Here is a 26826-nt window from a genome sequence, read left to right as displayed (position 1 = left end):
TGTCCCCTTCTGGAGCGAGCCATGACCCTCCTGACGACCTGGCCGGAGTCCGGCACCGAGACCGTCGTACGCCGCACCGCGAACCCGGCCGAGATCGCCGCCGCGCTCGCCCCCATAGGCGTGCGCTACGAGCAGTGGCCGGTGCGCGAGGACGTGCCCGCCGACGCCGACAGCGACACCGTCTTCGCCGCGTACCGCACGGAGATCGACAAGCTCAACGCCGAGGAGGGCTTCCAGACGGTCGACGTGGTCGCGCTGCACCCTAGCGACGACCCCGAGTGGCCCGAGAAGGCGAAGGCGGCCCGGCAGAAGTTCCTCGCCGAGCACACGCACGACGACGATGACGAGGTGCGGTTCTTCGTCGCGGGCGCCGGGATCTTCTATCTGCACGTGGCCGGCGAAGTGCACGCCGTCTACTGCGAGAAGGGCGATCTGCTCGGGGTGCCGCGCGGCACGACGCACTGGTTCGACATGGGCACGTCCCCCGCGTTCACGGCGATCCGCTTCTTCCACGAGGAGGACGGCTGGATCGGCACGTTCACGGGCAGCCCGATCGCGGACCGCTTCCCGGACTTCGACGCGATCCACGCGGGATACGCCGCGTGACTTCGGGTTCGGGTTTGAGTGCAGGAATCGACGCGGACGCTGTGGACGCTGTCGTGCTCGACATCGAGGGCACCACGAGCGCCACGGGGTTCGTGGTGGATGTGCTGTATCCCTACGCGCGCGAGCGCTTCGGGACGCTGCTCGCCTCGCGGGGCGGGGAGCCGGAGGTGGCGCGGGCCGTCGCCCAGGTGCGGGAACTGGCCGGTGAGCCGGATGCGGACGCCGGGCGGGTGGAGAAGATCCTCGGCGAATGGGTCGACGCCGACCGTAAGGCGACGCCCCTGAAGACGCTCCAGGGCATCCTCTGGGCGGAGGGCTTCGCGCGGGGCGAGCTTGTCTCGCACTTCTACCCCGAGGTGATCGACGTGCTGCGCGGCTGGGCGGCGGACGGGGTACGCCTCTACGTGTACTCGTCCGGGTCCGTCGGGGCGCAGCGGGCATGGTTCACGTACTCGCCCGAGGGTTCCCTGATGGACCTCGTGAGCGGCTTCTACGACACCGAGAACGCGGGCCCCAAGCAGGAGGCGGGGTCCTACCGCGCGATTTCGGCCGCTGTCGGAGTGGACCCCGGCCGCACGCTCTTCCTCTCCGACCGGCTCGGGGAGCTGGACGCGGCGCGGGACGCCGGGTGGCTGACCGTGGGTGTACGTCGGGCCGGGGAGCCGTACTTCGCCGCCGGGGTGGGCGGGCATGCGGAGGTTTCGGCCTTCGATGAGATCAGCGTTGCTAGGAGCGTTCGGTGAGCGAGACCACTACTGTTCTTGACCTGGAGGAGGCGGGAGCCGTCCTCGCCGCCGAGGCCGCGCGCTTCGCTTCGTTCGGATGGATGCGGGGCACGTCCGGCAACCTGTCCGTGGTCCTCTCGCGTACGCCGCTTCAGCTCGCGGTGACGGCGAGCGGGCGCGACAAGGGTGAACTCACCTCTGCGGACGTGGTGTTGACGGACGCCTCCGGTGCGGCGCTGGGCGCGGGGCGGCCTTCGGCGGAGGCGGCGCTGCATGCGCGGGTCGCTGCGCTCACCGGGGCCGGGGCCGTGGTGCACGTCCACACGGTGGCGTCGGTGGCCATGGGGCATCGGCTGCCCGGCGGTATTCCCTTCCGCGATCTGGAGATGCTGAAGGGGCTTGGGCATGCGACACATGAGGTTGCCGTGACGCTGCCGGTGATTGCCAACAGCCAGGACATGGTGGTCCTGGGGGATCGTCTTGAGGCAGCGCTCTCGCCCGGGATGCCGGCGGTGGTTGTCGCCGGGCACGGGCTGTACGTGTGGGGGGCGGATGCCCGGGAGGCGCGGCATCGCACGGAGGTCGTGGAGTGGTTGCTGGAGCTGGAGCTGACGCGGGGCTGACCCTGCGGGGCTTCCCCCAATCCCGCCCTTTCCCGGCTGTATCTATTGGCGGCTTCGCCGCGCAGGGGCTCCGCCCCAGACCCCGGTCCTCAAACGCCGGACGGCTGAAAGATTCTCAGCCCGTCCGGCGATTGAGGGCGGGGTCGGGGAAATGAACTGCCTCTAGCTCAGCCCCACCACCGGCAACTCCCCCGCCCCCACCTCCAGCACGCCCCGCTCCGTCACAAGCCCCGTCACCAGAGAACCCGGCGTCACGTCGAAGGCGGGGTTATGGCCCCGCGACCCGACCGGCGCGGTCCGTACCCCGGCCCACTCCAGGACCTCCTCCTCGCCCCGCAGTTCGATGTGGATGTCGGAACCCGTCGCCGTGGCGAGATCCACCGTCGTCGTGGGCGCGGCCACCATGAACGGGATCCCCGCGTACGCGCACGCGAGCGCGATCCCCACGGTGCCCACCTTGTTCGCCGTGTCGCCGTTCGCGGCGATCCGGTCGGCGCCGACGATCGCCGCGTCCACCTCGCCCCGCAGGATCGTGCCCGCGGCCGCCCCGTCCGCCTGGACGAAGTGCGGTATGCCCTCCTGCACCAGCTCCCACGCGGTGAGCCGCGCGCCTTGGAGCAGGGGGCGCGTCTCATCGGCGTACACGGTCTCCAGACGCCCACGGCCGTGCAGTTCGCGTATGACACCCAGCGCCGTGCCCCAGCCCGCCGTGGCGAGCGCACCCGTGTTGCAGTGGGTGAGGATCCGCAGCGGCCGGTCCACGGGCACGCGCTTGAGGAGCCAGTCCGCCCCGAACGCGCCCATCGCGTGGTTGGCCTCCAGGTCCTCCCGCACGATCGCGTCCGCCTCCGCGAGCACCGCGGCAAGGCCCGCGTCGATGAGCGGGGCGACCCGGTCCACGCACACCATCAGGTTCACCGCGGTGGGCCGCGCCGCACGCACCCGCGCGACCTCCGCGTCGAGGCGTGCGCGGTCCCAGCCCTCGCGCTCGCCCTGCGCCATCGCGAGGGCGACGCCGTAGCCGCCGGCCGCACCGATCGCGGGAGCGCCACGGACCACCAAGCGCACGATCGCGTCGATCAGCTCGTCGACGGTCGTGACGTCGAGACGCTCCAAGGCGTGCGGGAGCGCCGTCTGATCGATGAGGGAGAGGGACGGCGCGCCGCCCTCCGCGACCGCCGTCCACGTGACGGCGCGCAGGTCCTGGCTGCTCATGTGCTTGCTCAACTCCGGGAGAATAGGGGCGTTTGCGGCCATGCGGGGAGGGGGTGCCGTCACCGTACCTGACCTGCTCGAACCATATTTCGAGACGTTCGTGCAGCTGTCCGAAATCCGGTGTTACCCTCACCGCCACCCAGGACGGATCGACCCACGGTGCGAGGAGGACGGCCATGAAGACCCAGCGGACCGCCGGCTCCATGCGCTGCCCCGCCGTGACCGACAGCCGCCGAATGTGCCGCTGTCGCCGCTGTTGTCGCTGCTGTCGCTGAGCGGCTCCAGTTCGCCGGCTCTCCAGCCCCGCACGTCCGACTTCCCTGCCACCGCCTGGGCTACCAGGCTCCTTCGAGAAGGCGCTCCCGTATGTCCATGCCCCTGCGCAAGTCGCTTCGCGTATCCCGTCGTACGTCCCTTCGGCTGTCCTCGATCGCTGTCGGCGCCGCCCTTCTCACCACCGGCTGCAACGCCGCCGCGAAGAAGGACGGTTCGGACGGCGCCGGAGCCGAGGGAGCCAAGGCGTTCACGCTCGTCACGCCCGACCCGGTGGCCCAGAACGAGTTCCTCAAGCTGGCCGTCAGCGGGGTGAAGTCGGCGGCGAAGTCCGAGGGCGCCGGGTCCCCGAAGGTTTTCCAGAGCAGCGACCCGGCCTCGCGGCAGCAGAACGTGCAGTCGGCCGTGGATTCCGCGCCCGACGTCATCACACTCGTCGGGTTCGAGTTCGCCGACATCGCGGCGCAGCAGGCCGAGGCGCATCCGAAGCAGCAGTTCCTGCTCGTCGACGCGTGCACGAAGAAGACGTACAAGAACGTCACCTGCGCGGTCTTCCGCGAGCACGAGGCGGTGTACCTCGCGGGCGCCGAGGCCGGGCTGCTCACCAAGAGCAAGAAGGTGGGCGCCGTCGTCGTCCTCGACAGCGTGCAGTTCCGCCGCTACAGCGAGCCGTTCGCGGCCGGTGCGAAGAAGGCGCGGGCGGGGGCCAAGTCCCGCACGCTCTTCGTCGGCGGGCAGTCCCCGTTCAGTGACGCGGCGCGTGCCAAGGATCAGGGGGCGACGCTCGGTTCGGGCGGGGCCGACCAGGTGATGGCGGCTGCCGCGGGCGGCAACACCGGCGTCTTCCAGGCCGCGAAGGCCAAGGGCTTCGAGGCGTACGGCGTCGACGCGAACCAGTGCCTCAGCAGCCCCGGGGTCGTCGTCGACAACGTACTGAAGAAGACCGATGTCGCCGTCGAGAAGGGCATCGCGCAGATCCTGAAGGGCAAGGGCGGCAGCACGGTGTCGTACGGCCTCAAGGAGGGCGGCATGTCGCTGACCGGTCTCGAGCCAGGACTCGCGGACTCCAAGTGCCTGATCGCCGACCACAAGGATGTGTTGAAGCGCGTCGAGTCGCTGCGGGACGACATCGTCGCGGGAAAGCTGAAGGTCAATGACCCCGCGGCCTGAGTCCGTCATCGCCGCCCCCGCCGTCGAGCTGCGGGGCATCACCAAGGAGTACCCCGGCACCCTCGCCAACGACAGGGTGGATCTGAGCGTCGCGCGCGGTGAGATCCACGCCCTGATGGGTGAGAACGGCGCGGGCAAGTCGACGCTGATGTCCGTGCTCTACGGACTGCAGCGGCCGGACGCCGGGCAGATCCTGCTCGACGGGCGCGAGCGCACGTTCGCGAGCCCGAGCGAGGCGATCGCGGCGGGCCTGGGCATGGTGCACCAGAGCTTCAAGCTGTTCCCGTCCTTCACGGTCGCCGAGAACGTCGTGTACGCCGCCGAGCCGCGCCGCTTCGGTCTGACGGACCGGCGGGAGGCGGTGCGGCGGGTGGGTGCGCTCGCGGAAGAGCACGGTCTCGCGGTGGACCCGGCGGCGAAGGTCGAGGACCTGCCGGTGGGCGTGCGCCAGCGCGTGGAGATCCTCAAGCTCCTCTACCGGGGCGCCCGTACGCTGATCCTCGACGAGCCGACCGCGGTCCTGACCCCGGCGGAGGCCGACGCCCTGTTCGGCGTCCTTCGTTCCCTGGCCGACGACGGGCGCACGGTCCTGCTCGTCACGCACAAGCTGCGTGAGGTGATCGAGGGCAGCGACGCGGTGACCGTCCTGCGGGACGGCCGGGTCGCGGCGCGGATGCGGACCTCCGACACCAGCGCGGACGGGATCGCCGCGGCGATGACGGGGCGCGCGGTGGAGCTCGACCGCGTGCATCCGACGGGTGCGCCGGGCGGCGATGTCCTCTCCGTCGACTCCCTGTCGACGGACGCGGTGCGCGAGGTCTCGCTCGCCGTCCGTGCGGGCGAGATCGTGGGCATCGCGGGAGTGGCGGGCAACGGCCAGAGTGAACTCGTCGAAGCCATCGCCGGGTTGCGTCCGGTCTCCGGTGGCCGGGTCACGCTCTCCGGTCAGGACATCACGGAGGCTTCGGCCGCGGGGCGCCGTGCGGCGGGTCTCTCGTACGTCCCCGAGGACCGCGTGGCGGTCGGCACGGCGCCGGGCGCGACGATCGCCGAGAACCTGGCAATGGGGCACCACCGGGGGCACGGCCTCCTGCGCCCGTCCTGGTTCCGTGAGCACGCGCGCGTGCTGATCGAGCGCTTCGGCATCAAGGCGGCCTCGTCCCGCCACACGGCGGGCTCGCTGTCGGGCGGCAACCTGCAGAAGCTGGTGATCGGCCGCGAACTCGCCCACGAATCACCCCTGTTGATCGTCGAGCAGCCCACCCGAGGTGTCGACATCGGCGCCATCCAGACGATCCACGACCAGCTGATCGCCCACCGCGACGCGGGCCACGCGATCCTCATGGTCTCCGCCGAACTGAGCGAGATCCGCGGCCTTTCGGACCGTGTCCTGGTGATGTACGAGGGCCGGGTGGCCGCGGAGTACGCGCGCGCGGACGCGGACGAGCGCACGCTGGGACTCGCGATGGCGGGCGGCTCCGGCAACGACATCACCACCGAGGCGACGGTCCCGCCTCCGCGCGAAAGCGACCCCGCAGCCGTGAAGGAGGGCTCCTGACATGGGTAACGCGATCCGTTCCCTCGGCGGCCGGGGCCTCCGCTCCCCCGCCCTGCACTCCGTCGTCGCCGCCGTCCTCGTCGGCGCGCTCTTCCTCGTCGGGACCGGGGCCGATCCCGTCGGGGCGTACGGCTCCGTCGTCAGTGGTGCGCTCGGGCCCGACGGCATCGGGTCCACGCTCACCACGGGGACCAGCATCATCGGGCTCGCCCTCGCACTCGCGATCCCCATGCGGGCCGGGCTGCTCAACCTCGGCGGGGACGGGCAGTTGGTGCTCGGCGGGATCGCCGCCGCTGCCACCGGGCTCTACTCGCCGCTGCCCGCGCCGCTGACCGTCGTCGCCTCGCTGCTCGCGGGGATGGCGGCGGGCGCCGCCTACGCCGCGCTCGCCGCCGTGTGCCAGAACCGGTTCGGAGTACCGCTGCTCGTCAGCAGTCTGCTGCTCGGGTATCCGGCGATGTCCTTCGCCTCCTACCTCGCGCGCTTTCCGCTCAAGGAGGACGGGTCGAGCCTCCCGCAGACCCGGCGGCTGCCGGCCGGGGTCGAACTGCCCGCGTTCGGGTCGTCGACCGTCACCGTCGGACTGCTCCTCGTGGCGGTCGCGGCCGCCGTCTTCATGTTCGCCGACGCCCGCACCGCCACCGGCTACGAGATCCGCATGACGGGACTCAATCCGCGCTTCGCCGCGTACGCGGGGGTCGACAGGCCCCGGCTCACGCTGCGGCTCATGGCGCTCTCCGGCGCCGTCGCGGGACTGGTCGGCGCCATCGGCGTACTCAGCTTCCCCTACCGCTTCATCGACGGTTCGCTGACCGCGGCCGGGCACACCTGGACCGGCCTCACGGCCGCGCTCCTTGCCGCCGCCGCACCCGTCGGGACCGTCGTCGCCGGCCTGTTCTTCGCCGCGCTCGAAGTGGGCGGGCTCGCCATGGAGCGGACCACCGAGGTGCCGCGCGAGCTGACCCAGGTCCTGCAGGCCGTCGTCATCGTCTTCCTGGCCGCCCGGCTGAACCTGACGTGGCGACGGGCCAGGAAGAAGCCCCCCGCCGAGACCGAAGCGATCGAAGCGAAGGAAGTGAGCGTGCGATGAGCATCGACTCCGCGCTGTTCCACTCGGCGCTCCTCGCCCTCACCCCGATCCTCCTCGCCGCACTCGGCGGCGCGATCTGCGAGCGCGCGGGCGTCTTCAACATCGGCCTCGAAGGCATGATGCTCATCGGCTGCTTCAGCGGCGTCGCGGGCAGCTGGTTCACCGGGAGCGCCTGGCTCGGTGTCGTGTTCGCCGCCCTCGCGTCGGCGGCGTACTCGATGATTCTGGCCGTCGGGACGATCTCGCTGCGAGGCGACGCTGTCGTCCTCGGGGTCGCGCTCAACCTCCTCGCCGTCGGCCTGACCGGGTTCCTGCTGCGTACGGTCTTCGGCGTGCAGGGCACCTTCTCCGATCCGGGGCTGGCCGGGCTCGACGGCATCGACATCCCGTTCGTCGGGGCGGTCCTGTCCGGGCACTCCGCTCTCGTGTACCTCTCGTGGGCCGCCGTCGCCGTGGCGGGTGTCTTCCTCGCCCGCCACCCCTGGGGCCTTCGCCTACGCGGTGTCGGCGAGGCTCCCGACGCGGCGGCGACGCTGGGCGTGAGCCCGGCGAAGTACCAGTACGCCGCAGTTCTGACGTCCGGTGTCCTGTGCGGCCTCGCGGGCGCTCAACTCGCCCTCGGCAACGTCACGTTGTTCTCCGAGAACATGACGGCCGGACGTGGTTGGATCGCCGTGGTGGCCGTGATGCTGGGCCGCGCCCTGCCGCTCGGTGTCCTGCTCGCCGGGCTGCTCTTCGGTGTCGCGGAGGCCGTCGGCTTCCGTCTCCAGGGGCTCGGCATGCCGCAGCAGGCGACCGACGCCGCTCCGTACGTGGTGACGCTGGCCGCCCTCTTCCTGTCCACGGCGCGCAGGCGCCGCCGCAAGACGAAGCCCCTGGTAGGAGCACCTTCATGACGACCGACGCGACCGACAGCCCCGCGGCCCGTACCCTCACCGACGCGCTGCCCATCACCCGCGTCCCCCGCACCGGCCTGCCCACCCGTGCGGTCGTCGTCGGCGACCCGGCGCGCGCCACCGCCGTCGCCGATCTCCTGGACGACGCGAAGGAGGTGTCGTACCACCGCGAGTACCGCACCTTCACCGGTACCTGGCAGGGCACCCCCGTCGTCGTCGCCTCGCACGGCGTCGGCGCCCCCGGCGCGATCCTGCTCTTCCAGGAGCTGGCGGAGGCGGGCGTCACCACCATCCTGCGGCTCGGCACGGCGGGCGCGATCCGTGCCGGCATCCGCGACGGCGACCTGGTCATCGCGGACGCGGCGGTACGCGACGACGGTGTGACGCAGCAGCTGATCCCCGCCGAGTACCCGGCGTTCGCGACTCCGGAAGCGGTCATCGCGCTCCAGCGTGCGGCCCGCGCGGCCGACGCCCCGTACCACCGTGGCGTGGTGTGGACGCGGGCCGCGTTCCAGCCGGGCTTCCTGCCGCTGCCCGGCGAGGCCTACGCGGCCGCCGGGATCGCGGCCATCGAGATGGAACTCTCGGCGCTGTACGTCTTCGCGTCCACGCACGGCCTCACGGCGGGCGGCGCACTCGTCGTCGACGGCGCCAACGCCGACGAACTCGTCGACGAGGAAGCCACCGGTGGCTACAACCCGCACCGTGACGTGGTCGCCGAGGGAGTCGACCGTGGCGCCCGGATAGCCTTGGACGCCCTGCGCCTGCTGGCCTCCACGGAGCACTGAGGCAGACACCCGCACGACCTTGTGGAGAACGGAACCGATGCACCCCACTGACCTGCCGGCCCAGGACCGGGGCGGCTCCATAGATCTCCTGGTCCACGGCGGCGACGTCCTCACCGTCGACGCGTCCGGCACGATCGTGAAGGACGGTGCCGTCGCCGTGCGCGACGGCCGGATCGTCGAGGTCGGCCCTGCCGATCGGCTGCGCGCCGCCTACGAGGCCGCCGACGAGCTCGACGCCCGCGGCTGTCTCGTCCTGCCGGGCCTCATCAACACGCACACCCACCTGGCGATGACCCTCTTCCGCGGCATCGCCGACGACGTCACGCTCCAAGGCTTCCTGGCCCGCGTGATCCCCGCGGAGGCGGAACAGCTCTCCCCTCATACGGTGACGGCGGGCATCCGGGGCGCGATCGCCGAGTCCGTACGCGGCGGGGTCACCACCGCGCTCGACATGTACTGGTTCCACGAGGCGGCCGAGGCCGTGGCCCGCGACGCGGGATGGCGCCTCCTGACGGGGCCCACGTTCATGGACGTGCCGGGCCCCCCGGACGGCCGCGCCTACGCCGACCGGCTCGGCTGGGCGGCAGCGGACCTGGCCGCCCGTACCCCGGCTCCGGGCACACGCCCGGTCCTCTTCGCGCACTCCGCGTACACCCTCGGTCCCGAGCAGCTGACGGCGATCAGCGCGCTGGCCCGCGAGCACGGCGCCCTGCTGCACATCCACGCCGCCGAGAACGCGGGCGAGGTGGAGATGGTCACAGAGCAGCACGGCATGCGCCCGGTGGAGCTGCTCGATTCGCTCGGCGTGCTCGGCCCGGACACGCTCCTCGCGCACGCCGTCGACCTCACGGACGGGGAGATCGAGACCATCGCCCGCACCGGCACGGCCGTCGCGCACTGCCCGGTGTCGAACCTGAAACTGGGCTGCGGCATCGCGCGCGTCCCCGACCTGCTGGACGCGGGCGTCACGGTGGGCCTGGGCACGGACGGCGCGGTGAGTTCCAACACGCTCGACCTGCTCGGCGCGGTAAAGCTCGCGGCCCTTGTGCACAAGGCGGGCGGCGACCCGACGGCGGTCGGCGCCGAGCAGGCCGTACGGATGGCGACCATCGAATCCGCGCGGGCTCTTGGCCTCGGCGACCAGCTGGGCTCCCTGGAGCCCGGCAAGCGCGCGGACCTGATCGTCCTCGACCTCGCACGGCCGCATCTCACACCGCGGCACGACCCGTGGTCGATGCTGGCGTACGCCGCGGCATCGTCCGACGTCAGGGACACCGTCGTCGACGGTCGTGTCCTGATGCGGGACCGTACGCTGGAGACGGTGGACGAGCAGCGCGCGCTGCGAGCCCTCCAGGACGCGGCGACGTCCGCGGCCGCCCCGAGCACCTCCGAAGCGGAATCAAGCACGTCAGGCTCCTCAGACCCCGCAAGCACCGCAAGCACCTCTGAAGTGGCAAGCACCGTATGACCATCGAACCCACCCGCGGTTTCACCGGCCGCGCCCGCGCCGCCGACCGTGACCCGCGGCTGCCTCCCGGGCAGTACGACGCGGCGGACGGCTGGCCCGTCCTGTCCGCCGAGGTGACGCCCGAGCTCACGCCCGCGGACTGGACGTTCCGCGTGGACGGGCTGGTCACCTCCCCGCACACCTGGACGTGGGACGAGGCGCACGCGCTGCCCGCGTCCGAGTACCGCGGCGACATCCACTGCGTGACCAGCTGGTCCAAGTTCGGGGTGCGCTTCGGCGGGGTCGGCCTGGACGAGTTCCTGGCCACCGCGGGACCGCGCCCCGAGGCCACCCACGTCGTCGCCTACTCGTACACGGGCTACACCACGAGCCTCCCCCTCTCCGATGTGACGGGCGGGAAGGCGTGGATCGTCTGGGAGTACGGGGACGGCCCGCTGCCTCCCGAGCACGGCGGCCCGGCGCGCCTGATCGTCCCCCACCTGTACTTCTGGAAGAGCGCGAAGTGGGTCGCGGGACTGCGGCTCCTGGACCATGACGAACCGGGTTTCTGGGAGCAGAACGGCTATCACCACCGGGGAAATCCCTGGCGGGAGGAGCGTTACTCCGGTGACTGAGACTGTGGCGGAGACTGTGTCCGAACCCTTCGTGCCCCCGACGCGCTTCGCCGTGCCCGGGCGGATCGCGGTGAGCAATCGTGCGGCGGCTGAGTGGCAGCGGGCCGTGGTGGTGGACGTCCGGCGCGAGAACGCGGCCGGAACGGTGTCGAGCTTCCGCCTGAAGGTGCCCGACTGGCAGGGGCATCTGCCGGGCCAGCATCTGATGCTGCGGCTGACGGCCCCGGACGGGTACGTGGCCCAGCGCCACTACTCGATCGCGTCTGCCCCGGAGGAGGGTGAGGGTGGTGAGATCGAGCTGACCCTGGACCACGTTCCGCAGGGCGAGGTCTCCGGGCATCTGCACACGGTCGCCCGCGTCGGCGACGTGGTGGAGGTGCGGGGCCCTCTGTCCGGGTTCTTCGCGTGGCCCGGTGACCGTCCCGCGCTGCTCCTGGGGGCAGGCTCCGGTGTGGTCCCGCTGATGTCGATGCTGCGGCATTGGCGGGGGGCCGGGCGTCCGGTGCCGCTGCGGCTTCTCGTCTCGGCGCGTACGCGTGAGGATCTGATCTACCCGGATGAGTACGGCGACGAGACCACGGTCGTCCTCACACGGACGGAGGGCAGGCTGAGCGCCGAGCACCTGGCGCCGCTGCTCGGCTCCGCTCAGCCCGAGGGGGGCTGGGAGGCGTACATCTGCGGGTCGAACGGTTTCGCCGAGCATGCGTCGCGCCTGCTGGTGGCCGGGGGCCAGCCTGTCGATCGGATCCGCATCGAGCGGTTCGGGTAGGAGTGCCTGCGGTGGGCTTTCCTGGTACGGAAACCTCACCCTGAGGGAATTACGTTCCCCACGGCCACCTCGTGGGGATATTCGCCCGGATCCAGGTACACAACAGCCCAGGGGCACGCCATAATCATCCGATACATCGGATGTCTTCTGGCTTGCGAGGCGAGGTCCCATGGCTGTCACCGACGAGGCCATCGAAAAGATCAAGGGCATGATCGTCTCCGGCGCCCTGCGCCCCGGCGACCGCCTGCCCAAAGAGAGTGAACTCGCCGCTGACCTGGGCCTTTCACGTAACTCACTGCGCGAGGCGGTGCGCGCCCTCTCACTGATCCGCATCCTCGACGTACGGCAGGGCGACGGCACGTACGTCACGAGCCTGGACCCGCAGCTCCTTCTCGAAGCCCTGAGTTTCGTCGTCGACTTCCACCGCGACGACACGGTCCTCGAGTTCCTCGCGGTGCGCCGCATCCTGGAGCCGGCCGCCACGGCGATGGCCAGCGTCCACATCACCGAGGCGGAACTCGACGTACTGACGGCGCAGTTGGACGCCCTGGGGGCGGCGCCTTCGGTGGAGGAACTGGTCGCCTGCGACCTGGAGTTCCACCGTGGCATCGTGCAGTCGTCCGGCAACTCGGTGCTCTGCTCGCTCCTCGACGGCCTCTCCGGACCCACCACACGGGCCCGCATCTGGCGCGGCCTCACCCAGGAGGACGCCGTGAGCCGCACGCTGCACGAGCACCGCGCGATCCTCACCGCGCTGCGCGACCGCGACGCCGAAGCGGCCAGGTCGTGGGCGACGGTGCACATCGCGAGCGTGGAGCAGTGGCTGCGCTCGACGCTGTGAGGCGCCGTGAAGCACGGCCTCCGAAGCACGGCCGCAGAGGGAGTGCGCGGGCCTCTCGCGGGGCAGTGATCCGGTCATTGAAGCGCAAGCAAGGGGGCTGCGGAGGGCCCCGCAGGACGCCGTAAGGTTGGGTCGTACATAAAGGACGTCGGAAGGAGGCCTGGGTGATCGAGCTCGAGGGAGTTCCCGAGCTGGTCGACCCGGTCATGGTGGCCGCGTTCGAGGGCTGGAACGACGCCGGCGACGCCGCCTCCACCGCGGTCGCGCATCTCGACAAGGAGTGGAAGGGCGAGGTCTTCGCAGCGCTGGACGCCGAGGACTACTACGACTTCCAGGTCAACCGCCCCACGGTCTTCCTGGAAGACGGCGTCCGCAAGATCACCTGGCCGACGACCCGGCTCTCGGTGGTCCGTGTGGGCGGTGACAAGCCGCGCGACCTCGTGCTGGTCCGCGGGATCGAGCCGTCGATGCGCTGGCGGTCGTTCTGCAACGAGATCCTCGGCTTCGCACATGAGCTGGGCGTGGAGCTGGTGGTGATCATGGGTGCGCTGCTCGGCGACACCCCGCACACCCGGCCCGTCCCGGTCAGCGGCGTCACCTCCGACCCGGACCTGGCCCGCACCATGGACCTGGAAGAGACGAAGTACGAAGGCCCGACGGGCATCGTCGGCATTCTCCAGGAGGCGTGCACGCACGCGGGCGTCCCGGCGGTGAGCCTGTGGGCGGCCGTCCCGCACTACGTGTCGCAGCCGCCGAACCCGAAGGCCACGCTCGCGCTCCTGAACCGCCTCGAAGACCTCATCGGCCTGCGGATCCCCCTTGGTGATCTAGCCGAGGACGCGCGTGCCTGGCAGGTGGGCGTGGACCAGCTCGCGGCCGAGGACAGCGAGGTCGCCGAGTACGTCCAGTCCCTCGAGGAAGCACGGGACACGGCCGAGCTGCCCGAGGCGACCGGTGAGGCGATCGCCCGGGAGTTCGAGCGTTATCTGCGGCGGCGCGACGGCGGCGGTCCGCCGCAGGCCGGCGGCCATGCCACGGAGGGCGGTGACGCGGCCTCGTATCTGCGCGACAGCCAGGGCGGTGACCGCACACGACCGCCGAAGCCGCAGTCGCGTCCCGAACCGGAGCAGGGGTCGGGGTCGGGGTCGGGGTCGGACGAGGAGAACAGCGGCGATTCCGGACCGTCTGATTCCTCCGAGGACTGACAGAGCGACGAGCGGAACACCATGTGGGGCGGCATCCGAAAGGGTGCCGCCCCACTGCGTTGCGTCCGGGACATGGCCGGATTGAGGCGTGACATCGCCTTCCGGACGAATTGCACGGGGTTCCCCGATCCCCTTGATTTCAAACGCAGTTGGGGCAAAGGGGGTGGACGGCCGCGCCCGGCGGTAGCAAGGTGTGCCCCGGAATGCGCGGCCACAGCGCACAGCACGGCATCGGCAGGACCGAAGGGAGCGGTGAAGCGATGACCGACCAGGTAGAGCCGGCAGGGGGCCCGGGAGCCAGTGGCCCCGGACCTGACGGGGCGGGATTCACCTACCGGGCGTCCGAGCAGGAGCTGATCGTCGTCGCACGGCCCGAGGCCCGGCTGCGTGCCGTGACCGAGGGCGTCCGCTCGGCGGCGGACTCTGACGTGTCGGCCCTGAACATGTTCCTCAGCGATGAACAGCTCGCCCTGGAACCGCTGTTCGGCAACGAAGAGCGCGTGCAGTCCGCGGTCCAGCAGCACATGGACACCGCCGACGGCGACGACGTACCGGACCTGGCGCTCTTCTACCGCGTACGCGGCGGCGAGAGCAGGGCGCAGGAGCTGCGCTCGCGGATGGCGGCGCTGCCGGGGATCGACACGGCGTACGTCAAGCCTGGCGCCGTACCGGCTTCGCTCGGCCCCGATCGATCGCGGCACGCGTCCCGGAGCCGGTCGGGCCAGTCCGGGGCGCCTGGCATGGGCGAGACCGGCATCGGCGAGTCCGGACGCCGCAAGGAAGGCACCCCCGTCACCCCCGACTTCACCGGCCGCCAGGGCTATCTGCGCCCGGCGCCCGAGGGTGTCGACGCGCACTGGGCGTGGCAGCGGCTCGGCGGCTCCGGCGAGGGCATCACGGTGATCGACATCGAGGGCGCCTGGCAGCTGGGGCACGAGGATCTGACCGGCAAGCTCGCCGGCGTGGTCATCGGCACCCCCATCCAGGACGTGGCCTGGCGCAACCACGGCACCGCGGTGATCGGCGTGATAGGCGGCGACCGCAACTACGTGGGCATCAACGGCATCGCACCCGAGGCCACCACCGCGGCGGCCTCCTTCCAGCCCCTGGGCACCGCGGCCACGATCCACGCGGCGGCGGACCGGCTCGGCCCCGGCGACATCGTGCTGATCGAACTGCACAGGCCGGGACCGCGGTTCGACTTCGAACCGCGCGACGACCAGCGCGGCTACATCGCCCTGGAGTGGTGGCCCGACGACTACGCGGCGATCCGGTACGCCTGCGCGAAGGGCGTCATCGTCGTCGCAGCGGCGGGCAACGGCGCCGAGTCCCTGGACGACGCGGTGTACGAGCGCAGGCCCGATGAGTTCCCCGAGTCGTGGCGCAACCCCTTCAACCCCTCCAACCGGCCCTCCGGCGCCGTCCTGGTCGGCGCGGGCGCACCGCCGCCCGGCACACACGGCCGTGATCACGGCCCGGACCGCTCGCGCCTGGGGTTCTCCAACTACGGCGCCCGCCTGGACGCGCAGGGCTGGGGCCGTGAGACCACCACGACCGGCGGCTCCTGGAACAAGCCGGGCGATCTGCAGGGCGGCGCGGAGGAGATCGCCTGGTACACGGACACGTTCTCCGGCACCTCGTCCGCCTCACCGGTCGTCGTCGGCGCCCTGGCCTGTCTGCAGGGCATGCTGAAGGCCGCGGGCCAGCAGCTGATGACGCCGGAGCGCGCGCGTGCAATGCTGCGCTCGACGGGCTCGCCACAGCAGGACGCACCGGGCCGCCCCGCCTCGCAGCGGATCGGCAACCGCCCCGACATCAAGTCGGCGGTCACGAACCTGCTGCCGTCCGCGGTCGGCTCGGGCCAGGCCGAGCGCTACTGGGACGAGCTGCTCCCCTATCCCCGCGAACTCCCGCCGCGTCTGCGGCTCTTCGTCGCCGGCGAGTGGCGGAACCTGAACGATCCGTCCCCCGACATCCGCCAGGCGGTGCACGCCGCCTTCGCGGGCGGGCACCCCGACGTACGCGTCTGGTTCTCGGACGACGAGGTCGTCGGCCTGGTCGTCACGGGCTGAGACACCCGCGCGTCGCCGGAGCAACACGCTCATTCACCACGCTCATCGCTGAAGCACCACAACCACTGAGGGAAGGTGGCACCCGCATGAGCACCACCCCGTACATGAGTCCGATGCAGCAGCAAGGCCAGCAGTACGGACCGCAACAGCAGTACGGCCAGCAGCAGTTCGGCCAGCAGCCTTCCGGGCAGCAGCAGTACGGCCAGCAGCCCGGGCAGCAGCAGTTCGGCCCGCAGCAGGGCCAGCCGCAGAGCCAGCAGGGCCCGAGCACCGCGCCTCCGCAGCAGTTCGGCCAGCAGCAGCAGCCGTTCGGCTCGCAACAGCAGCAGCCGTTCGGCCAGCAGTCATCCGGCCAGCGCCAGTTCGGCCCGCAGGGCATGCGCGGCATGCAGGGAATGGAGGGCCAGGGCCAGGGCCCGCAGGGGATGCAGGGCATGCAGCAGCAGATCCCGCCGCACCTCCAGGAGCAGCTCCACCAGCAGCTGCACCAGCTCGGCCAGCAGCAGCCCTACCAGGAGCTGCTCCAGCAGCTCGGCGGCCAGCAATTCGGCGGGCAGCAGTCCGGCGGCCAGCAGTTCGGCAGCCAGCAGCAGATCGGTCAGGAGAGCGTCCCGCAGGCACAGGCGCCCCAGATCTCCACGCAGGCGGTCGCCTCGAACATCGCGACGTCGTTCTGGGACGTCGTCCAGCCCCTCCCCGGCCAGGCGTCGACCATCCATCTGTTCGTCGACAACGACTGGCGGGTGTTCATCAACCCCAACCCGCAGACGCACGACGAGGTCCAGGAGGCGTTCGCCTTCGGGCAGCGGGTGATCGGCTACTACGACACCAACAACCCCGCGTACCTGCTGGCCATCGTGGTCACCAAGTGACGGTCACCACCGTCACGTGAGAAGACGGCGGCGCCGGGCGGAGTCACTTCCCGCCCGGCGGCGCTCCCATCCGTCAGCCGGCCTCCGACCTACGCGCAGCTGAACTTCGCCGCTGCCCAGTCCCCGTGATCCCCGCTCTTGGAGCCGTTGGTGTCGGTCACCTTCAGCTCCACGTGCCGCGCCCCGCTCACGTCGACATCCACCGGCACGGTCGCCGATGCCCCCGTCAGCTCGGGCGATGTCCACAGCACCTTGCCGTCGGCCTCGACCGAGAAGGCCACCTCTCCGTAGCCGTTGATCTCGTCGTCGATGCCCACGTCAGCGGTGAATTTCGCGCACTGTCCGCCCGTGTAGACCTCGATGGCGGAGTCGGCGTGGGTGCCGACGCCCTTCTCGTACGTCTTTCCGGCGAGGGTCAGCGGGTGGCCGTCCTCGGCGCCCGACTCCCCGTTGCTGCGGTCGCGTTCGGCGGGGCCATAGCCGTTCGCCGACTTGAGCCACACCATGTCGCCCGCCCAGGTGTCGGCCGTCGGCGCCTCAGGCATGACGGCGACCGCGATCCGCTGCGTTGCGGTGCGGTCCTGGCCCGCCGAGCGGTGCCGTGCCTTCGCCGTGAGCGTCGCTTCGCCGGGCTCCGCGTCCTTGGGCGGGGTGACGGCGACCTCGACGCGGCGCGTGCTGCCCACCGGGACGCGGTCGGCGTGGACACTCCCCGCGGTCCAGCCCTTCGGCACGTCCAGGGTGACGTCGACTCCGGTGGCGTCCCGCGTCCCTGCCGTGACGTCGACGGCGACCTTGCCCGCGGCTCCCGCGCCGAGTTCCTGTCCGGCGGGGGCGCTCAGCGCGGCGCTCGCGCCGGGCACGGCGCCGCCCACCGCGCTGGTGTCGTCGAGCTCAAGATCGAACGCCCGGTCCGTACGGAGCGCCGCCGTCTTCACCTCGACGACACCGCCCCGGTCGTCCCGGTCGTAGAACCAGCCCTGCGCCGCCTTCTCGTACGCCTCCTTCGAAGCGAGCCGCGGCAGCTTGTCGCCGCCGAGCTCCACTCGGCTCGGTGCGTCCCCGGTGTGCAGCGTGAACGCGTACGGCCGCTTGATCTGCTTGCCGCTGAACTGCCCCTTGCTCGCACCGATCCGCACGCGCACGTCGCCCGCCCCGGAGCGGGGCGCCTCGACGTCGGCACGCTGGGTGGCGTACTCGCCGTCGCGGTGCCGCCGGGTCACGCCGTCGTCCTCGTACAGCTCGAAGGAGGACTTCCCCTGCGGGTAGATGTCCCAGGCCAGCGGCGAGGTGGCGGTCCTGTCCTTGTACGACCTGATGCCGCCGGGCCACATCGGCACGGTGGCGCCGCCCTTGACGAAGAGCGGCAGGGTGTCGAGGGGCGCGCTGTAGCCGTCGACCGTCGTCGGCCCCTTGTACGTGCGCCCGCTCCAGTAGTCGGTCCACGTCCCCTTGGGGAGGTAGATGCCGTCGCGGACGGTCGTGTCCTTGTAGACGGGCGCGACGAGGAAGTCCTCGCCCGTGAGGAACTCGTACTTGGCGGCGTCGGTGGCGGCCTTCGGGTCGTCGGGGTATTCGAGGGCCAGCGGGCGCACGGCGCCGACGCCGGTCTTGGTCGCCTGGTGGCCGTACGAGTAGAGGTAGGGCAGCAGCGATTCGTGCAGCTTCAGGTACTTGCGGTTGATCGAGGTGTACGGCTCCCCGTACCGGAAGGGCTGCTTGTCGTCGGCCGCCCAGCCGTCCATCGTCATCGTGACCGGCAGGAACGACTTCCACTGAAGGTCGCGCGCGTACGTCTTGGCGCTGCCGCCGAAGATGCCGTCCACGTCACCGGTCGTATAGGCCATCCCTGACATGGTCGCGCCCGCGTACGTCGGGATCTGCCAGCGGATGTACTCCCAGCTGCCGCTCTGGTCACCCGACCACTGCACCCCGCAGCGCTGCGCGCCCGACCAGCTCTCGGGGGCCCAGGTGAAGCCGCGGGCGTCACTGTTGTCCTCGATGCCCTTGTACGCGTCCTTGCAGCCGTCGAGCGCCTTCTTGTAGCCGTCGCCGACCCAGGCGACATCGAGCTTGGCGACGCGCTGGCCCGCCTTGACCTGGTCGGCGATCTTGTCGATGCCGTCCTCGGTCCAGAGGCCGAGCTGCATGTCGCGGTCCTGGAGGCCCTCGGCTGTCTCGGCGAGGTCCTCGTAGCCGCAGCCGTAGCCGTCGTTGACGAGCATCCAGCCGTTCGGCATGTCGTGCTTCTTGTACTCGTCCGCGATCTTCAGGGAGTCCAGGGTGTGCCGCTCGCCCTGGTTGGCGTTGTGGAGGTAGCAGTCGGCATCACCGATCTCCAACCCATAGACGGGCGGCAGGAACGGCTTCCCGGTGAGCTTCGTGTACTGGCCGATGACTCCCTTGACGTCCTTGTCGGCGCGTCCCGCGAAGTAGTAGGCGTCGAAGCGCTGTTCCTTGGCGGTGGCGGTCACCGGTTCGGCGAAGTCGTACGTGTTGGGCGCGTACGTGTTCCGGAAAACGCCGTAGCCCTTCGAGGACAGGTAGAAGGGGACGGAGTTGGGGTGGCCGCCGTCGTCCCAGTTGTAGTCGACGCTCACCTCGACCTTCTTGCCGCGGTGCGAGGTGTTGCCGCGGCCGTTCTGCATCCCTGCGCCGTAGTACTGCTCCTCGGCGCCGCGGGCCAGGCTCTGTGTGGTGGCGTCCTTCGTCCAGCTCAGGCCCTTGGACTCGGCCCAGACCTGGGTGCCGTCGGCGCGGTGGAGGGCGAAGCGGAGCGGCGACTTGTAGGCGCGCAGCGTCACCTTCGACGTGCTCAGTTCGTAGCGGTCGCCCTTGTCGGCCCACTTGGTGCGCGGCGGGGCGCCCTGCGGCAGGACGATGTCCTTGCCTGTGGGGTCGGTGAAGTCGCCCTCGGGGGCGAGTTCGAGGCGGAACGTCTCCGTCGATACGAAACTGACGCGGGCCTGGGCCCTGCCCGCGGTGAGCCGGTAGACGGAGCCGTCGGCGGCGAAGTCCGTGACGTCCCCGACCGTGGTCGCGGGATCGTCGGCGGCCTGCGCGGCCCCGCCGCCGGGACCGGCGAACACCGCGAGGAGACCGAGCAGGGCGGCGACGGCCGCCCGTCTGAAGCGGGTGGGTGATCTCATGCCCGGTGGTCTAGCGCCTCAACAGGTGCTTGGGCCATGGACTTTGATGGGCCGCTCCTGGACTTCCGGAGCGGCCCATTCGGTGGACCGGTGACTACTTGGCGGCCCGGTGGCTACAGAGCTACGCCGAGCAGCGCGTCGACCGCGCGGGATACGACGCCGGGGGCGCCCTCTTCCGTACCGCCTTCAGCCGCCTGGCGGGCCGCCCACGCGTCGACCGCGGCGAGCGCGGCCGGGGAGTCCAGGTCGTTGGCCAGGGCTTCGCGGATCTCCTCGACGAGGGCGTCGGCGGACGGTCCGTCGGGACGCGAAACGGCGGCACGCCACCGGCCGAGCCGCGCCTCGGCCTCGGTCAGGACGGCGTCGGTCCACTCCCAGTCCGCGCGGTAGTGGTTCGCGAGCAGCGCGAGGCGGATGGCGGCCGGGTCTGTCCCGTCCCGGCGCAGCTTCGACACGAAGACGAGGTTGCCCTTGGACTTGGACATCTTCGCGCCGTCCAGGGCGACCATGCCGGCGTGGACGTACGCCTTGGCGAACGGGTGCTCACCGGTGAGTGCCTGCGCGTGCGATGCGCCCATCTCGTGGTGCGGGAAGGCGAGGTCGGAACCGCCGCCCTGCACGTCGAAGCCCATGCCCAGGTGGTCGAGGGCGATGGCCACACACTCGATGTGCCAGCCGGGGCGGCCACGGCCGAGCGAGGCGCCGTCCCAGCTCGGCTCGCCCTCACGGGCGGCCATCCAGAGCATCGGGTCGAGCGGGTTCTTCTTGCCCGGGCGGTCCGGGTCACCGCCGCGTTCCGCGGAGAGCAGCTTCATCGCGGCGACGTCGAGGCGGGACACCTCACCGAAGTGGGGGTCGGACTCGACGGAGAAGTAGACGTCGCCCTCCAGGTCATAGGCGGCGCCCATGTCCCTCAGGCGTTCGACGAGCGGCACGATGCCGGGTATCGCCTCGACGGCTCCGATGTAGTCCTGCGGCGGGAGCAGTCGCAGGGCGGTCATGTCCTCGCGGAACAGGGCGGTCTCGCCCTCGGCGAGCTCGACCCAGTCCTTTCCGTCGCGGATGGCACGTTCCAGGAGCGGGTCGTCCACGTCGGTGACGTTCTGGACGTAATGAACCTGCCGCTTGGTGTCGAGCCACACGCGCTGCACGAGGTCGAACGCGTTGTAGGTCGCCGCGTGACCCATGTGGGTCGCGTCGTACGGAGTGATGCCGCAGACGTAGATACGGGCGACGGGACCGGGGTCAAGGGTCACAAGACCATCGGTCGCGGTGTCGTGGATCCGGAGGTCGCGGCCCTTGCCAGGCAGGACGGGGACCTCAGAAGCGGGCCAGGCATGCATGCCATGAGCCTAACCGGACGGAGCGTCCGTATACGAGCGGGGGATCAAGGTTTATCCGGGCGGAGGGCCTCGGGCCAGGAACTACACCGCCGCTTCGCGCCGATTCTTTCCCGCCCACGCACCCGTTTGCCCGGCAGCCGCCCGCACCGGAAGGCCCTTTCAGACCGGCGGCCACGGAATCGCGGGCCACTCCCCGCCGGGCACGGGATGCTTCCCGTTCGCCAGCAGCGCAGCGATCCGCGCGCGCACCGCGTCCACCTCGGCCCCGGTGATCAGCTCCCCCAGCCGGAGGCCGAGCGGCGCATCGCCGTCAAGGGCGTCCCGCAGGGACTCGAGCACCCCGACCGCCTCGGAGGTCAGCGGTTCCCCCGCCCACCCCCACAGCAGCGTCCGCAGCTTGTCCTCGGCGTTGAAAGTGACCCCGTGGTCGATCCCGTAGAGACGGTCGGCGTCGGTCAGCAGATGACCGCCCTTGCGGTCCGCGTTGTTGATCACGGCGTCGAGCACGGCGAGCCGCCGCAGCCGCTCGTCGTCCGCGTGCACCAGAAGCGCTGTCCGCCCCTCGCCCACGTCCGCGAAGCCGATCGCCTTCCAGCCATCGGCCGGCTCATCGCCCTCGACCAGGGCAAGGAGCTCCGCGTCTGCCGAGCCCTCGATCCACAGCTGGCACATGCCCTCGCCGTGCGGCCCGTCCCGCAGCACGGTCGGCGGGACAAGGCCCCACCCCGTCGCCTCGGAGACCTCGTAGGCGGCCACCTCCCGCTGCGCGAGCGTCCCGTCGGGGAAATCCCACAGGGGACGCTCCCCGGCGACCGGCTTGTAGACACAGGCGGCCTCACGGCCCTCGTACGAGACGGAGCAGTAGAGCACCGCGTTCGAGGCCCCGGGGATCCGCCCCCGCACGGTCAGCTCACCCCGGGTGAGCAGGTCCACGGCACCGGCGGACGCGTCCACGCCGACGGAGCTCACGCTCCCCGCCGGTATCCGTTCTGCCGCGGGCATACATGTCCTTCCGGGTCGAGCGGGAGGCTGCACAGCGGGCACGGCGGCCGCCCCGCGTTCACGACGTCGAGGGCGCGCCTCGCGAACGCGCGCGCCTGCGCCCCGGTGAGCCGGACGCGCAGCATCGGCGGCCCGTTCTCCTCGTCCTGCAGAAGCCTTTCCTCGGCCTCCGCGAGATCCTCGTCCGACTCGGCGTCCAGCTCGACCAGAGCCTGCGCCTCGACGATCATCCGCTCCTCGTCGCCGTCCCAGGCGAGCGCCATCGTGCCGACGCGGAACTCCTCCTCGACGGGCGAGTCGAGCGGCGCGCTGTCACCGACCTCGGTGGGAGCGACGGCGGGCACGGGGGTATTGCCGCCGCTGCGGCGCACCACCTCGTCGAGCAGCTCTTCCATGCGTTCGGCGAGCGCGGCCACCTGGGTCTTCTCCAGGGACACACTGGTCACCCGGACTCCGGCGGAGGCCTGGAGGAAGAAGGTACGCCGGCCGGGGAGCCCGACCGTTCCGGCCACGAAGCGTTCCGGCGGGTCGTAGAGGAACACCTGACGCGACACGTCCTGTCTCCATTGGGATCGACTGCGATTGATCATTTGCGCCTGTTCGGCGCGACGACTGCACCCTACTGCGGGCGACGATCACGGTGCTCCCGCATCGCCACCCACCGCCGCGTCGCTGCCGGGCGGCTCCACGCGGGGCGCGAGCGAACCGAAGTCGCCGGTGTCCCCCAGGCGTACGAGGAAGGGCCGCAGGCGCGTGAAGCGGATGGCGGTGACGGAACAGGGCTCCACGGAGATGCGCTGGAAGAGATCCAGGTGCAGTCCGATGGCGTCCGCGACGAGGGACTTGATGATGTCGCCGTGCGAGCACATCAGGTACACGGCGTCCGCGCCGTGCTCGCGCTCCACGCGCGCGTTCCACTCGCGTACCGACTCGGCCGCCCGCGTCTGCATGGCCCGCATGGACTCGCCGCCCGGGAAGGCGGCCGCCGACGGATGCTGCTGCACGACCTCCATCAGGGGTTCGTCGGACAGCTCGGCCAGCTTGCGGCCCGACCAGTCTCCGTAGTCACACTCCCCGATGCGGTCCTCGGTGTGCGCCCGCAGGCCCGGCCTTGCGGCGAGCAGCGGTGCGACGGTCTCCTGACAGCGCTGGAGCGGGCTGGTGACGACTTCGGCGAGCGGCAGGTCCGCGAGGCGTCCGGGGAGCGCCGCGGCCTGTGCGGCGCCGCGCTCGTCCAGGGCCACGCCGGGGGTCCACCCGGCGAGCAGGCCCGCGGTGTTGGCGGTGGATCGTCCGTGCCGGACGAGGATCAGCGTGGGCATGCGGGCCAGCCTAAGCCGCCGACGAGGTGCGCCTCGCGCCGAGGTTCGGAAGAATGCGCTCCGTGATCGTGGACTGCGCGATGTACCGGGAAGGCCGCCGCACCGAGTGCGAGGCGGACTTCTCCGACGCCCTCGATGAAGCGCGCAGCGCGGGTGACGCGTTCGTCTGGGTGGGCCTGTACGAACCGACGGAGGAAGAGTTCGAAGAGGTCAGCAGGGAGTTCGGGCTGCATCCGCTGGCGGTGGAGGACGCCTTGAAGGCACACCAGCGGCCCAAGCTCGAAGTGTTCGACGACTCACTTTTCGTGGTCCTGAAACCCGTGATGTACGAGGCGGACAGCGACGCCGTCTCGTCCGGCGAGGTCATGGTCTTCGTCGGCGACGCGTTCGTGGTGACGGTCCGGCACGGCGAGGGTTCGCCTCTCGGTGTCGTACGCCATCGTCTGGAGGCGGAGCCCGAGATGCTCAAGCACGGCCCGACATCCGTTCTGTACGCGGTCGCCGACGCCACGGTCGATCATTACCTGGACGTCGCGGGCGAGCTGCAGACCGACCTGGAGGAGCTGGAGGCGGAGGTCTTCTCGCCCGACAACGGGGGCAGCCGCAACACGGCGTCCAGGATCTACCGGTTCAAGCGCCAGATCGTGGAGTTCCGCCGGGCCACGGGACCGTTGGCGATGCCCATGATGCGCCTCTCCGGAACGGGCCCTTTCGCGCCCGACGTGCCCTTCGTCAGGGGCGCGGCACAGCCCTTCTTCCGGGACGTCAGCGATCACCTGACGCGCGTGAACGACTGGGTGGACAACCTAGACCGCCTGGTGTCCGACATCCTCTCCGCTCATCTGGCCCAGATGAGCGTGCGGCAGAACGACGACATGCGGAAGATCTCGGCGTGGGCCGCCATGGCCGCGGTCCCCACGATGATCGCGGGGGTCTACGGCATGAACTTCGACCACATGCCCGAGCTGCACTGGGTGTGGTCCTACCCGGCCGTGATCCTGCTGATGGTCGCGCTCGAGTTCTTCCTCTACCGGCAGTTCAAGCGCCGCGGCTGGCTCTAGCGCTCTGTCCGGTGCCCGCTCAGGCGAACCCGGGGGCCGGGGTTGCGGGCCCGCCGAGGGCGTCGCGCCGCTGGGGCAGCTGCAGAGACACCATCCGCCGCCAGCCGCCGAACCTTTCATAGGCGTAGACGGCGCGGACACCCGATGCGAGCGCCGCGGACTTGGGCTTCGGCCAGCCCAGGATGCGTCCCATGTGGCTCATCACGGCGAGGCTCACGTCGCGGTACACACGCGTCTCGGCACGGGCGCACTCGTGCAGGGTGTCCAGGATCGTCCGCCCGTGTCCCGCGGCGGCCAGGCGGAGCAACTCCTCGTGGCAGTAGGCGAGGTGGTTGTCCTCGTCGTGGCAGATCATCCTCATCGCCTTGCCGACCTCGGGGTGGTCACCGAAGTACGTGACCAGCATGTCCATCTGGTCGGCGGCACGCTGTTCGGTGACGCGGCTGTGCGAGAGGTAGACGACGACGTCCCGCTCGGTCAGCGGCTCTTCGCGGCGCAGCTTCTCGTGCGCGAGGCCGATGCCCTGCCGCTCCAGGAGCATGGTGTAGTCGGTCTCGGGCGGGACCGGGACGGGCTCGAGGCCACGCTTCTTGAGAAGGGCGTGGAAGATCCGTCCGTGCTTGTCCTCGTCGGCGCCGTGCCGGGCGACTTTGGGGGTGAGGACACGCTGGCTCTCGGGGAGGAGCGCCGCGATGCGCCCGTTCTCCCAGCCCCCCTGCGACTCCCCGCTGGCCGCGACGGAACAGAAGAGCCGGAACGACTCGTCGTTGTCGAGGATCTCCTCGAAGACACCCCTGGCCGAAAGCATCACTGGCACCTCCATGCCCTCCACGCGATCTCCGTAAAGAACAAGTCAAATGCGGTGGCGCGGGTGTGGCAACAGGTGACAGGGACAGCTCCGCCAAACGAAGGACAGCCGACCCCGGACGCAGCCGTAACCGAGGGGCGCCGCGGCGCGTTGTGCTGCGTGACGGCCGTGGCGGGGAAGACCCCCGAGCCCCCACCACGGCCGCAGAACTTCTCCCCCGGGTTACGCGAGCCCAGCGCGCTCCAGCGCCTGCGTACCCGCACGCAGGGCCGTGATCCGCTCCTCCAGCGTGAAGCCGGCCGGCGCCAGTGTGAGCGTGGTGACCCCGGCAGCCGCGTAGGCCTGCATCCGCTCCGCGATGCGATCCACCGGGCCGAGCAGCGTGGTCGAGTCGATCAGCTCGTGCGGCACCGCGGCCGCCGCGCCCTCCTTGTCGCCGGACAGGTACTTGTCCTGGATCTCGGCCGCTTCCTTCTCATAGCCCATGCGCTGGGCGAGCTGGTTGTAGAAGTTCTGCTTGCGGCTGCCCATGCCGCCCACGTAGAGGGCGGTGTACGGGCGGAACATGTCCGCGAGGCCGCTGACGTCGTCGCCCACAGCGAGCGGCACCGTCGGGACGACGTCGAAGCCCTCCATCGTCTTGCCCGCCTTCTCGCGCCCCGCGCGCAGGTGGCGGATCGCGGTGTCCTCCAGGTGCTCGGCCGAGGGGAAGATCAGCAGGGCGCCGTCGGCGATCTCGCCGGTCTGCTCCAAATTCTTGGGGCCGATCGCGGCGACGTACAGCGGGATGTGCTCGCGCTGCGGGTGGACGGTGAGCTTGATGGGCTTGCCCGGGCCGCCCGGCAGCGGAAGCGTCCAGTGCTCGCCCTCGTAGCTGAGGCGCTCGCGCGTCATCGCCTTGCGGACGATCTCGACGTACTCGCGGGTGCGGGCAAGGGGCTTGTCGAACTTGACGCCGTACCAGCCTTCGGAGACCTGCGGCCCCGAGACACCGAGGCCCAGGCGGAAGCGCCCGCCGGAGAGCGAGTCGAGCGTGGCGGCCGTCATGGCGGTCATCGCGGGCTGCCGGGCCGGGATCTGGAAGATCGCGGACCCGATGTCGATGCGTGCGGTCTGCGCGGCCACCCAGGACAGCACCGTCGCGGCGTCCGAGCCGTAGGCCTCCGCGGCCCAGCAGACCGCGTAGCCGAGCTTGTCCGCCTCCTTGGCGACGGCGAGGTTGTCCGCGTCCATCCCCGCGCCCCAGTAGCCGAGGTTGATCCCGAGCTGCATGGCCGAATCCCCTTACTGAGCAGTAACGTCCCTGTGCCGGGGACTGTAGCGCGTGGCCCCGCACGCCGTCAGGGGCGGGCGGAC

The 26826-nt window shown here is 70.9% G+C and carries 24 protein-coding genes; 16 read left to right on the top strand and 8 right to left on the bottom strand.

Translation table 11 applies throughout. From position 1 onward, the window contains the following. Positions 1-21: 21 nt before the first annotated feature. From ACFQ7F_RS21675 to mtnB, 3 genes are read left to right on the top strand one after another with little or no spacing between them, the layout of a single operon-like run. Positions 22-606: an acireductone dioxygenase gene (locus ACFQ7F_RS21675; protein WP_383272756.1), complete on the top strand. Its 585-nt coding sequence runs from the start codon at positions 22-24 to the stop codon at positions 604-606. 14 nt (positions 607-620) lie between these two features. Then, positions 621-1349: an acireductone synthase gene (gene mtnC, locus ACFQ7F_RS21670; RefSeq protein WP_383272754.1), complete on the top strand. Its 729-nt coding sequence runs from the start codon at positions 621-623 to the stop codon at positions 1347-1349. After that, positions 1346-1954 carry a methylthioribulose 1-phosphate dehydratase gene (mtnB, locus tag ACFQ7F_RS21665; RefSeq protein WP_383272752.1) on the top strand — a complete coding sequence of 203 codons (609 nt, stop codon included), beginning with the start codon at positions 1346-1348 and terminating at the stop codon, positions 1952-1954. The genes mtnC and mtnB overlap by 4 nt, the downstream gene beginning before the upstream one ends. Positions 1955-2116: 162 nt before the next feature. On the opposite strand, the gene mtnA is transcribed toward mtnB, so the two are convergent. Next, the gene (mtnA, locus tag ACFQ7F_RS21660) at positions 2117-3169 is read right to left on the bottom strand and encodes an S-methyl-5-thioribose-1-phosphate isomerase (RefSeq protein WP_383272784.1); all 1053 of its coding nucleotides are present in this window, start codon (positions 3167-3169) and stop codon (positions 2117-2119) included. 366 nt (positions 3170-3535) lie between these two features. On the opposite strand from mtnA, the gene ACFQ7F_RS21655 reads away from it, so the two are divergent. The 12 genes from ACFQ7F_RS21655 (at position 3536) to ACFQ7F_RS21600 (ending at position 16785) form a co-directional block, all read left to right on the top strand. Further along, entirely contained in the window at positions 3536-4612 is a 1077-nt protein-coding gene (locus tag ACFQ7F_RS21655; protein ID WP_383272750.1) for a BMP family ABC transporter substrate-binding protein, read from the top strand. Further along, the gene (locus ACFQ7F_RS21650) at positions 4596-6170 is read left to right on the top strand and encodes an ABC transporter ATP-binding protein (RefSeq protein WP_383272748.1); all 1575 of its coding nucleotides are present in this window, start codon (positions 4596-4598) and stop codon (positions 6168-6170) included. Before ACFQ7F_RS21655 ends, ACFQ7F_RS21650 begins: the two co-directional genes overlap by 17 nt. A 1-nt stretch (position 6171) precedes the next feature. Beyond that, the gene (locus tag ACFQ7F_RS21645; RefSeq protein WP_383272746.1) at positions 6172-7260 is read left to right on the top strand and encodes an ABC transporter permease; all 1089 of its coding nucleotides are present in this window, start codon (positions 6172-6174) and stop codon (positions 7258-7260) included. Then, a complete protein-coding gene (locus ACFQ7F_RS21640) occupies positions 7257-8156 on the top strand; it encodes an ABC transporter permease (RefSeq protein WP_383272744.1) in 900 nt (299 codons plus the stop codon). Before ACFQ7F_RS21645 ends, ACFQ7F_RS21640 begins: the two co-directional genes overlap by 4 nt. Beyond that, on the top strand, positions 8153-8944 hold the full coding sequence (locus tag ACFQ7F_RS21635) for a nucleoside phosphorylase (protein WP_383272742.1): 792 nt from the start codon (positions 8153-8155) through the stop codon (positions 8942-8944). The genes ACFQ7F_RS21640 and ACFQ7F_RS21635 overlap by 4 nt, the downstream gene beginning before the upstream one ends. Before the next feature lie 37 nt (positions 8945-8981). Continuing rightward, positions 8982-10412, top strand: a complete 1431-nt coding sequence (locus ACFQ7F_RS21630) for an amidohydrolase (protein WP_383272740.1) — start codon at positions 8982-8984, stop codon at positions 10410-10412. Positions 10413-10414: 2 nt separating this feature from the next. After that, positions 10415-11026 carry a sulfite oxidase-like oxidoreductase gene (locus ACFQ7F_RS21625; RefSeq protein ID WP_383272782.1) on the top strand — a complete coding sequence of 204 codons (612 nt, stop codon included), beginning with the start codon at positions 10415-10417 and terminating at the stop codon, positions 11024-11026. Between the two features lie 16 nt (positions 11027-11042). Continuing rightward, on the top strand, positions 11043-11795 hold the full coding sequence (locus ACFQ7F_RS21620) for an FAD-binding oxidoreductase (protein ID WP_383272780.1): 753 nt from the start codon (positions 11043-11045) through the stop codon (positions 11793-11795). A gap of 169 nt (positions 11796-11964) precedes the next feature. Continuing rightward, the gene (locus ACFQ7F_RS21615) at positions 11965-12636 is read left to right on the top strand and encodes a FadR/GntR family transcriptional regulator (protein ID WP_383272738.1); all 672 of its coding nucleotides are present in this window, start codon (positions 11965-11967) and stop codon (positions 12634-12636) included. A 164-nt stretch (positions 12637-12800) separates the two neighbouring features. After that, entirely contained in the window at positions 12801-13841 is a 1041-nt protein-coding gene (locus ACFQ7F_RS21610; protein WP_383272736.1) for a PAC2 family protein, read from the top strand. Between the two features lie 260 nt (positions 13842-14101). Beyond that, positions 14102-15913, top strand: coding sequence for a S8 family peptidase (locus ACFQ7F_RS21605; RefSeq protein WP_383272734.1), 1812 nt, complete (start codon positions 14102-14104; stop codon positions 15911-15913). Between the two features lie 86 nt (positions 15914-15999). Then, positions 16000-16785, top strand: a complete 786-nt coding sequence (locus ACFQ7F_RS21600; RefSeq protein ID WP_383272732.1) for a hypothetical protein — start codon at positions 16000-16002, stop codon at positions 16783-16785. An 89-nt stretch (positions 16786-16874) separates the two neighbouring features. Here the strand turns inward: ACFQ7F_RS21600 and ACFQ7F_RS21595 are convergent, their stop codons facing one another. From ACFQ7F_RS21595 to ACFQ7F_RS21575, 5 genes are all read right to left on the bottom strand, one after another. Continuing rightward, positions 16875-19934, bottom strand: coding sequence for an NPCBM/NEW2 domain-containing protein (locus tag ACFQ7F_RS21595; RefSeq protein ID WP_383272730.1), 3060 nt, complete (start codon positions 19932-19934; stop codon positions 16875-16877). A gap of 113 nt (positions 19935-20047) precedes the next feature. After that, positions 20048-21277 (bottom strand): cysteine--1-D-myo-inosityl 2-amino-2-deoxy-alpha-D-glucopyranoside ligase, encoded by a 1230-nt coding sequence (gene mshC, locus ACFQ7F_RS21590; protein WP_383272728.1) that lies wholly within the window; start codon positions 21275-21277, stop codon positions 20048-20050. Between the two features lie 159 nt (positions 21278-21436). Next, a complete protein-coding gene (locus tag ACFQ7F_RS21585; protein WP_383272726.1) occupies positions 21437-22279 on the bottom strand; it encodes an SCO1664 family protein in 843 nt (280 codons plus the stop codon). Next, positions 22243-22833, bottom strand: coding sequence for a DUF3090 domain-containing protein (locus ACFQ7F_RS21580; protein WP_383272724.1), 591 nt, complete (start codon positions 22831-22833; stop codon positions 22243-22245). The genes ACFQ7F_RS21585 and ACFQ7F_RS21580 overlap by 37 nt, the downstream gene beginning before the upstream one ends. A gap of 81 nt (positions 22834-22914) precedes the next feature. Further along, positions 22915-23601: a histidine phosphatase family protein gene (locus ACFQ7F_RS21575; protein ID WP_383272722.1), complete on the bottom strand. Its 687-nt coding sequence runs from the start codon at positions 23599-23601 to the stop codon at positions 22915-22917. A 62-nt stretch (positions 23602-23663) separates the two neighbouring features. Here ACFQ7F_RS21575 and corA point away from each other — a divergent pair, with 62 nt between their 5' ends. After that, positions 23664-24662, top strand: coding sequence for a magnesium/cobalt transporter CorA (corA, locus tag ACFQ7F_RS21570; protein ID WP_383272778.1), 999 nt, complete (start codon positions 23664-23666; stop codon positions 24660-24662). A 19-nt stretch (positions 24663-24681) separates the two neighbouring features. Here corA and ACFQ7F_RS21565 read toward each other — a convergent pair whose 3' ends face one another. Both ACFQ7F_RS21565 and ACFQ7F_RS21560 read right to left on the bottom strand, forming a co-directional pair. Further along, positions 24682-25470: a ferritin-like domain-containing protein gene (locus ACFQ7F_RS21565; RefSeq protein ID WP_383272720.1), complete on the bottom strand. Its 789-nt coding sequence runs from the start codon at positions 25468-25470 to the stop codon at positions 24682-24684. A 222-nt stretch (positions 25471-25692) separates the two neighbouring features. Beyond that, the gene (locus tag ACFQ7F_RS21560) at positions 25693-26742 is read right to left on the bottom strand and encodes an LLM class F420-dependent oxidoreductase (protein WP_383272718.1); all 1050 of its coding nucleotides are present in this window, start codon (positions 26740-26742) and stop codon (positions 25693-25695) included. Positions 26743-26826 lie beyond the last annotated feature (84 nt).

Source organism: Streptomyces sp. NPDC056486, from assembly GCF_042795295.1.
GTDB lineage: Bacteria > Actinomycetota > Actinomycetes > Streptomycetales > Streptomycetaceae > Streptomyces.
Note: the sequence above shows the minus strand (reverse complement) of the source record. Positions and strands in the feature narration are given on the sequence as shown.